The 7,114-nt window shown below is 61.5% G+C and carries 10 protein-coding genes; 3 read left to right on the top strand and 7 right to left on the bottom strand.

Translation table 11 applies throughout. The features are described 5' to 3' along the window. Together MOV63_RS31650 and MOV63_RS31645 are read left to right on the top strand one after the other, a co-directional pair. Positions 1–616: alanine dehydrogenase (locus MOV63_RS31650; RefSeq protein ID WP_247039700.1), on the top strand; the 616-nt coding region annotated here is incomplete at its 5' end. Positions 617–799: 183 nt separating this feature from the next. After that, entirely contained in the window at positions 800–1,486 is a 687-nt protein-coding gene (locus MOV63_RS31645) for a PadR family transcriptional regulator (RefSeq protein ID WP_247039698.1), read from the top strand. A 67-nt stretch (positions 1,487–1,553) separates the two neighbouring features. On the opposite strand, the gene MOV63_RS31640 is transcribed toward MOV63_RS31645, so the two are convergent. From MOV63_RS31640 to MOV63_RS31620, 5 genes are all read right to left on the bottom strand, one after another. Further along, positions 1,554–2,057, bottom strand: coding sequence for a DUF1203 domain-containing protein (locus MOV63_RS31640; protein ID WP_247039696.1), 504 nt, complete (start codon positions 2,055–2,057; stop codon positions 1,554–1,556). A gap of 147 nt (positions 2,058–2,204) precedes the next feature. Continuing rightward, positions 2,205–2,762 (bottom strand): GNAT family N-acetyltransferase, encoded by a 558-nt coding sequence (locus tag MOV63_RS31635; RefSeq protein ID WP_247039694.1) that lies wholly within the window; start codon positions 2,760–2,762, stop codon positions 2,205–2,207. A 5-nt stretch (positions 2,763–2,767) separates the two neighbouring features. Then, positions 2,768–3,634 carry a 3-mercaptopyruvate sulfurtransferase gene (gene sseA / locus MOV63_RS31630; protein WP_247039692.1) on the bottom strand — a complete coding sequence of 289 codons (867 nt, stop codon included), beginning with the start codon at positions 3,632–3,634 and terminating at the stop codon, positions 2,768–2,770. 24 nt (positions 3,635–3,658) lie between these two features. Next, on the bottom strand, positions 3,659–4,396 hold the full coding sequence (locus MOV63_RS31625) for an alanyl-tRNA editing protein (protein ID WP_247039691.1): 738 nt from the start codon (positions 4,394–4,396) through the stop codon (positions 3,659–3,661). Positions 4,397–4,419: 23 nt separating this feature from the next. Continuing rightward, positions 4,420–5,457 (bottom strand): cysteine synthase A, encoded by a 1,038-nt coding sequence (locus MOV63_RS31620; protein WP_247039689.1) that lies wholly within the window; start codon positions 5,455–5,457, stop codon positions 4,420–4,422. Between the two features lie 340 nt (positions 5,458–5,797). On the opposite strand from MOV63_RS31620, the gene MOV63_RS31615 reads away from it, so the two are divergent. Next, positions 5,798–6,439, top strand: a complete 642-nt coding sequence (locus tag MOV63_RS31615; protein WP_247039687.1) for a ChrR family anti-sigma-E factor — start codon at positions 5,798–5,800, stop codon at positions 6,437–6,439. A 31-nt stretch (positions 6,440–6,470) separates the two neighbouring features. Here MOV63_RS31615 and MOV63_RS31610 read toward each other — a convergent pair whose 3' ends face one another. Continuing rightward, positions 6,471–6,713, bottom strand: a complete 243-nt coding sequence (locus tag MOV63_RS31610) for a DUF982 domain-containing protein (protein ID WP_007772754.1) — start codon at positions 6,711–6,713, stop codon at positions 6,471–6,473. Positions 6,714–6,867: 154 nt separating this feature from the next. Further along, on the bottom strand, positions 6,868–7,114 hold a 247-nt coding region (locus MOV63_RS31605), incomplete at its 5' end, for a DUF1236 domain-containing protein (protein WP_247039685.1).

Here is a 7,114-nt window from a genome sequence, read left to right as displayed (position 1 = left end):
GGCCAAGGTCGCCGTTATCGGCGGCGGCGTCGTCGGCTTGCATGCGGCCCGGATGGCCGCCGGCCTCGGCGCCGACGTCTCAATCATCGACCGGTCGCTGCCGCGGCTTCGCCAGCTCGACGATATCTTCAACGGCCGCGTCCACACCCGTTATTCGACGATCGACGCGGTGGAAGAGGAAGTCTTCTCCGCCGACCTGATCATCGGTGCCGTGCTGATTCCGGGCGCTGCCGCGCCAAAACTGGTCAGCCGCGAAATGCTCTCGGGCATGAAGCAGGGCGCAGTCATGGTCGACGTCGCGATCGATCAGGGCGGCTGCTTCGAGACCTCCCATGCGACGACTCATTCCGAGCCGACCTACGAGGTCGACGGCATTGTCCATTATTGCGTAGCCAACATGCCGGGTGCCGTGCCTGTGACGTCGGCGCATGCGCTGAACAATGCGACGCTGCAGCACGGGCTGGCGCTGGCCGATCGCGGTCTGCGGGCAATCGCCGAAGACCGGCACCTGCGCAACGGTCTCAATGTTCACAGAGGCCGCGTCACCAACAAGCCGGTCGCCGAAGCGCTGGGCTATGAGGCGTTCGCGCCGGAAAGCCTGCTCAGCGTCGCGTAACCGGAAGAGCTGAGGGCCGCTGAGCCATCAGTTAGGGGCTGGAGAGACGCCGGGCGCTTCGCGTCCGGCGTTTTTCTATGTTCAAGATCAATACGATATGATTTAGATATATCTTAGTTGTTGACGAAATCTCCTGAGTGACTATCTTTAGATATATCGAAAGACAGTCTGAGGAGACAAGAAATGTTCAAACACAGGTTCGATGGAAGACATGGCTGCGGTGAACGTGGCGAGCGCAAGGGTTTCGAGGAAATGTTCGCCGCCCGCGGCGGCCCGTTTAGCGGGGGATTTGGACGCGGCGGCCGGGGCGGTCCCGGCGGCGGCCGCGGTTTCGGCGATGACGGTGATGGCCGTATCGGCCGCTTCCTGATGCAGGGCGACCTGCGCCTCGTCGTATTGGCGTTGATCGAGAAGGAGCCGCGCCACGGCTACGAGATCATCAAGCATATCGAGGATCTCACCTACGGCTTTTATGCGCCGAGCCCCGGCGTCATCTACCCGACGCTGACCTATCTCGAAGAGGCCGGCTATGTGGTCGCCGAGGCGGACGGCAACAAGAAGCGCTATGCGATCACCGACGAAGGCCGCAAGTATCTCGACGAGAACCGCAGCTTTGCCGCGACGATCCTCGATCGGCTGTCGCAGCTCGCCGAGCGCATCAAACAGCGGCAGGAACGCCACGAGCGCGGCCGTGAGACCGGTCCGTCGTTGCCGCGCAGCGTCGATGCAGCCATGCTCAACCTTCGCGAGGTGATTGCCCGCAAGCTTGAGGGTGACGAAAAGAAGGGCGGCGAGATCGTCAGGCTGCTGCTCGATTTCGCCGAGAACCTTGAACGCGACGACGAGCAGGGCGATAATACCCAGAATTGAAGCCCAAGCGGGCTTCAAAACGAACATGATGGCGCGCCGCTTCGATGGAACGGCGCGCTTTCGCGTTTCAGATTGCGAGAGCCGGGTCCGCGAACGCCCGCACCTCGACCTTGTCGATCCGGCACTGGTAGCAATTGTTGCGGGCCGAGCGGACATGCACATAGGCGATGTCGTCGCGTGCCAGCAGTTCCTCGGCGCGCGAGGTGATCTTCTCGGTCGGCGTCACGGCGCCGCTGCCATAGACGATGCGGTCGTCCCGTCCATAGCCGCGCACGATATAATCGGTGCTCGCCAGCATGGGCGGCAGGACCTCTTCTGCCGCGTAACGCCGGCAGGACTGCTTGTGCAGGAAGATCGGCCCGGTTTCCGCATAAGGCTGCAGTTCGGGGAAGGGGCGGTAGGCGAGAACCAGCAATTCCTCGCCGGCATCGATATTCTTGAGGCAATGGCGGCAGGGATAACCGGGGCCGTCGGAGGTCATCGTTTCGGGCTGGCGTCCGTAGGCGTCGGCGCCGCCGTTCCAGAGATGCTCGGCATCAGCGGCGGGCATGGCTTTGAAGGAAATGGTCATCGGGCTCTCCTGTGGTGCGTGTTGCACAAGAGATGCGCCTGTCGAATGCCTCTCGCCACCCGATACTTGCCTCCGGTCAAGAATATGAATGCGTCAGCATCATCACCACCAAAGCGATCAGCATCGCCTTGGGTGAAAATTTGAACATCAGCCGTCGAGCGCTTTCAGGAGCTCGGCATCCGTCATCGGCGGGACCAGCGCTTCGTAGGTCGAAACCGGCGAAAAGCCCATCATCTGGTAGAGCTGCAGGGCGCGCGGATGGTCGAGTGTGTTGGTGGTGACGGTCACCTTCTGCGGATTGTCCTGCCAGGCGGCATAAAGCGCCTGGAGCAGGAACCACTTGCCGATGCCGAGCCCGATCGCCCGTTCGAACAGCCCGAAGTAGGAGAGTTCGATGACGTCGTCGCTTTCCTTGAACAGCTCGAAAAAGCCGGCCGGCGCGCCATTGACGTAGAGCACCGTCACGGAGGTTCGCGGATTATGGACGGCGGCCGCAAGTTCGTCGTCACCCATGCGCAGGCGCTTGTACCAGTGCCAGCGTTTGCCCACCTGCCGATAGAGATAGCGATAGTAGTGAAGCGGGATTTCGGGGGCACGGATGATCGCCGTCTGGATATTGACCGGCACCGCCAAGCTGGTCTTCGGCGGTGCGGTCATTTCCAGGCTGGTGACATGGGCTTTCAGCGGAGCTGGCTTCTTCGCCATGGCGATCACGCCGCTTTCGGCGAGGGCGGGCCGGTAACGACCGGCGTATCCTGGCGGCTGCCCCATTCGGTCCACGAGCCGTCGTAAAGCGCATTATCTTCATGGCCGAGGGATTCGAGGGCCAGCGTGATGATCGCGGCGGTGATGCCCGAACCGCAACTCGTCACCACCGGCCGGCCGAAATCGATGCCGGCATCCTCGATCGCCTTTTGCAGCTCGGGCAGCGAACGCAGCTTGCCGTTGACCGAGAACGTGCCGGACGGAAGGCTGGCCGCACCGGGCATATGACCGGAACGCATGCCGGCGCGGGGTTCCGGGTCGGTGCCGGCAAAACGGCCGGCCGGCCGCGCATCGGCGATCTGGCGCGTGCCGTCGCCGACGATCGACAGCATGGTCTGGAAGTCGATCACCTTGTCCACCCGGAAATTCGGGTTGAAGATGACGGGCTCGGGCGAGGGGACGGTCGTTTGGAGCGGCCGGCCTTCGGCCTTCCAGCCATCGATGCCGCCGTCGAGCACGAAGACCTGTCTTGCGCCCATGATCCGGAACAGCCACCAGCCGCGCGGCGAGGAGAAGATGCCTGGACCGTCATAGATGACGATCCGGTCGTTCTCGCGGATGCCCATACGGCCGACGGCATCGGCAAACACGTCCGGTGCCGGCACCATATGCGGCAAGTTGGTCGAGTGGTCGGCGACCTTGTCGTGGTCGAAGCGGATGGCGCCCGGAATATGTCCGGCCGCGTATTCGGCGTCGGCATCGCGGTTCTGCGCGGGAAGATAGAAGGAGGCATCAAGGATCTTGAGGTCGGGGCTGCCGAGCTCGTTGTGAAGCCACTCGGACGAAACGACGAAACGGCTGGTTTCACTCATGTCAAATCTCCTTTGGGCCTGATATCAGGCCTCTGCGCCGGGCTCGCCAAACCGGATGCGGAACCGGCGGTTTTCCTTGCCCTTCTTCTCGATCTTGGCGATATGAATCGCCCCGACCTCCTGCGTTTCGGAGACATGTGTTCCACCGCAGGGCTGGCTGTCAACGCTGGAATTTTCGCCTATGCAGACGAGGCTGACCCGCCCGAGGCCCATCGGCGGGCGGACATTCTTCGACTTGACGATACCCGGATTGGCGGCAAGCTCCTCGTCTGTGATCCACTGCACATAGACGGGATGGTTCTGGCCGACCAGCTCCATCAGCCTGGCGGTTACCTCCTGCCGGTCGATCGTGTCGGTCATGTCGAAATCGACGCGCGACTCCTCTTCGCCGACGGCAGCCCCGGTGATCGGATACTGGCAGACGACGGAGAGCAGGTGACAGGCGGTGTGCATGCGCATCAGCTTGTAGCGGCGCTGCCAGTCGATATGCATGACCAGGTTTTCGCCGACCTGCGGCAGCGCCTCGCCTTCGAGCGGCACATGGATGACGATATCCTTGGAGGCGCCGTGCCTTGTCTGGCCAAGTTGAATCCTGGTGCCGTCGGCCCGTTCCAGAAAGCCGGTATCGCCCGGCTGGCCGCCTGACGTTGCATAGAAACAGGTACGATCCAGCTCGATGCCGCCGTCCTCGTGGATGGCCGTCACCACCGCTTCTGCTGTCGATAGATAAAAATCGTCGCGATAGAGAGCTTCAGCGGGCATAAATCACTCGTTCTTCAAAGGTATCAGATCGTCTGGAAGGGAATGTCGATCTGCCGCTTCTGCGTCAGCCAGGCAGGCACGGGCAGGCCCTTCGACTTCAGGAAATCCGGGTTGAAAAGCTTGGACTGATAGCGATTGCCGTAGTCGCAAAGCACTGTCACGATCGTGTGGCCGGGCCCGAGATCCCTGGCGAGCCGAACCGCGCCGGCGATATTGATGCCGGTCGAGCCGCCGAGGCAGAGGCCTTCGTGCTCGACCAGGTCGAAGATATAGGGCAGCGCTTCCGCATCCGGGATCTGGTAGGCGAAATCCGGCTTGAAACCTTCGAGATTGGCGGTGATGCGGCCCTGGCCGATGCCCTCGGTGATCGAATTGCCTTCCGACTTGAACTCGCCATGGGCGTAGAATTCATAAAGGGCGGCACCTTCCGGATCAGCGATGCCGATCTTGATCTCCGGGTTGCGGGCCTTGAGGCCAAGGGCGACGCCGGCAAGCGTACCGCCTGAGCCGACCGCGCAGATGAAGCCGCCGACCTTGCCGCCGGTTTGCTCGAAGATCTCGGGCGCCGTGGTCTGGACATGGGCTTCGCGGTTGGCGACGTTGTCGAACTGGTTGGCCCAGATCGCGCCGGCGGGTTCGGTCTTTGCAAGCCCCTCGGCAAGCCGGCCTGAGATTTTCACGTAGTTGTTCGGGTTCTTGTAAGGGACGGCAGGAACTTCGACCAGTTCGGCACCAAGCAGTTTCAGCGCGTCCTTCTTTTCCTGGCTCTGGGTTTCCGGGATGACGATGACGGTGCGGTAGCCGAGCGCCTTGGCGACCAGGGTCAGGCCGATGCCGGTATTACCCGCCGTGCCTTCGACGATCACACCGCCAGGACGCAGGAGGCCTTTCTTTTCGGCATCGCGGATGATGTAGAGCGCGGCGCGATCCTTGACGGACTGGCCGGGGTTCAGGAACTCCGCCTTGCCCAAAATTTCGCAGCCGGTCGCTTCGGAAGCGCCGTTCAGCCGGATGAGGGGCGTGTTGCCGATCACGTCAAGGACGGAGGAATGGGAGGTCATCGGGGGTGCCTTCTTGTTCATCGCACATGTAAACAGGGTCTTTTCGGCGGACAAGGACCCGGAGGCAAGAAATTCTGTTTCCGGAAAGGGTTTGCCCCCGTAAAATCCGTCTTTTCGCGGCCGGATCTATGGTTGCGACGGCGGCTAAAAGAGCGCTTCGAGCGCCGCCCTCTAATGTATCGACGGGCCGTTAAAAAAATCGGCGCTATTATATTGGAAGTAGTAATCCAAATTTCTCTTCGGACGTATAGACGTAGAGTTGAAGCAGATACGGATCCGCGCTGCGCGATGAAGTGAGGGCGCTTTGACCCGATTTCCTGCATGAAACTGGCATTTGGACATGCTGCAGAACCTCGAACGGCTGGATCTTCTGATCGCGCATTACGTGTCCGGCTCTCTTCCTGAGCCGGCTCATGTTCTCGTCGGCTCGCATCTGGAAATGCACCCGCCGTCCGCGAAGCTGGCCGGTATCATGGAGGAGTATGCAGGCGATGCCCTGAATGTCACTCCACCCGTGCCATTGTCCGACGCCAAACGACGGTTGGCCGAAATCTTCGCGTCTGCACCGCCGCCGGAGCATCGGCTAAGGATCTTCGGAAAATCGAAGCTCCCCGCACCGCTACGGGCTTATGTCGGCGCCGATCTCGCCGATATCAGATGGAAAACGAAATTGCCGGGTCTGCGGCATCACGTCATCGAAAAATCGAAGGAAGTCGAGACGAGTTTTTTATGGGTACGGCCGGGAAGGGCGCTCCCGCAGCACGGCCATCATGGGCTTGAATTGACATTGGTGCTCGAGGGCGAGTTTCGCGACCATCGCGGCAATTTCGGTGAGGGTGATGTCTCCGTCGCGGACGAAACACTAGACCATCGGCCGATCGCGGGTAAGCGCGGGCCGTGCTTGTGTTTCTCCGTGCTGTTCGCGCCGATCGCCCTTTCCGGCTCCACCCTCCGGCTTTTAGGCGATATCATCGGTCTCTGAACCATGAAGGCCGGCGATCGCCGGCCATCGTTCAGTTAAGATGCAGTTGCGCTTCGCTGACTGCTTCCTCAAATTGCTGGCGCGCTTCTTCCGGTGACCTGCGCCCATCGAGCGCTGCCCGGCAGACGCTGCGCGCCTTGACAAAGTGTGGTCCGCGCATGTCCGGCCAGCGGTCCGTCAAAAGCGCAAGCGCCTCAAACGGTCCGTTGATGACCTCAGTACCGAGTTGCCCGAAGGCGACGCGCACCGGTTTTTGCCAACTTGCCTGCGGCATTTTTTGTGTCCTCCCTGGATACCAACCTTAAAAAACGATGCAGCCGGCATTTGGTTCCGCCGGATTCAACAAATTTTTATTGGAGGGGCGATGATGCAGGAAATACCGCCGCACCTCTCGATGCGACGGCTTTCGATCAGCAATGCGTAAGCGACTATTCGACGACCTGAACCACGGTGTGGGTGCGCGGATCGACGATGACGCGCTGCTGGTTGACGACCGCATAGGCATAGGTCGGCGCTTCCGGGATGGGGGTGAGGACGACCTGTTGCGGGATCGGCTGGCCGACGACGACGCGCTCCTGCACCACGACGGACTGCTGTATCGGTTGCTGGCGCACGTAGGTGACGACGCGTTCCGGCGGCGGGTCGATCGCCGTGCCGGCGACCGCGCCGACTACG

This window comes from Neorhizobium sp. SHOUNA12A (genome assembly GCF_023006505.1).
Taxonomy (GTDB): Bacteria; Pseudomonadota; Alphaproteobacteria; order Rhizobiales; family Rhizobiaceae; genus Neorhizobium.
Note: the sequence above shows the minus strand (reverse complement) of the source record. Positions and strands in the feature narration are given on the sequence as shown.

Excerpts from the sequence above, each read along its gene's own strand:
- sseA (WP_247039692.1), bottom strand. The coding sequence starts at position 3,634 with ATGAGTGAAACCAGCCGTTTCGTCGTTTCGTCCGAGTGGCTTCACAAC.
- MOV63_RS31625 (WP_247039691.1), bottom strand. The coding sequence starts at position 4,396 with ATGCCCGCTGAAGCTCTCTATCGCGACGATTTTTATCTATCGACAGCA.
- MOV63_RS31640 (WP_247039696.1), bottom strand. The coding sequence starts at position 2,057 with ATGACCATTTCCTTCAAAGCCATGCCCGCCGCTGATGCCGAGCATCTC.
- MOV63_RS31615 (WP_247039687.1), top strand. The coding sequence starts at position 5,798 with ATGCTGCAGAACCTCGAACGGCTGGATCTTCTGATCGCGCATTACGTG.
- MOV63_RS31645 (WP_247039698.1), top strand. The coding sequence starts at position 800 with ATGTTCAAACACAGGTTCGATGGAAGACATGGCTGCGGTGAACGTGGC.
- MOV63_RS31620 (WP_247039689.1), bottom strand. The coding sequence starts at position 5,457 with ATGACCTCCCATTCCTCCGTCCTTGACGTGATCGGCAACACGCCCCTC.
- MOV63_RS31635 (WP_247039694.1), bottom strand. The coding sequence starts at position 2,762 with ATGGCGAAGAAGCCAGCTCCGCTGAAAGCCCATGTCACCAGCCTGGAA.
- MOV63_RS31610 (WP_007772754.1), bottom strand. The coding sequence starts at position 6,713 with ATGCCGCAGGCAAGTTGGCAAAAACCGGTGCGCGTCGCCTTCGGGCAA.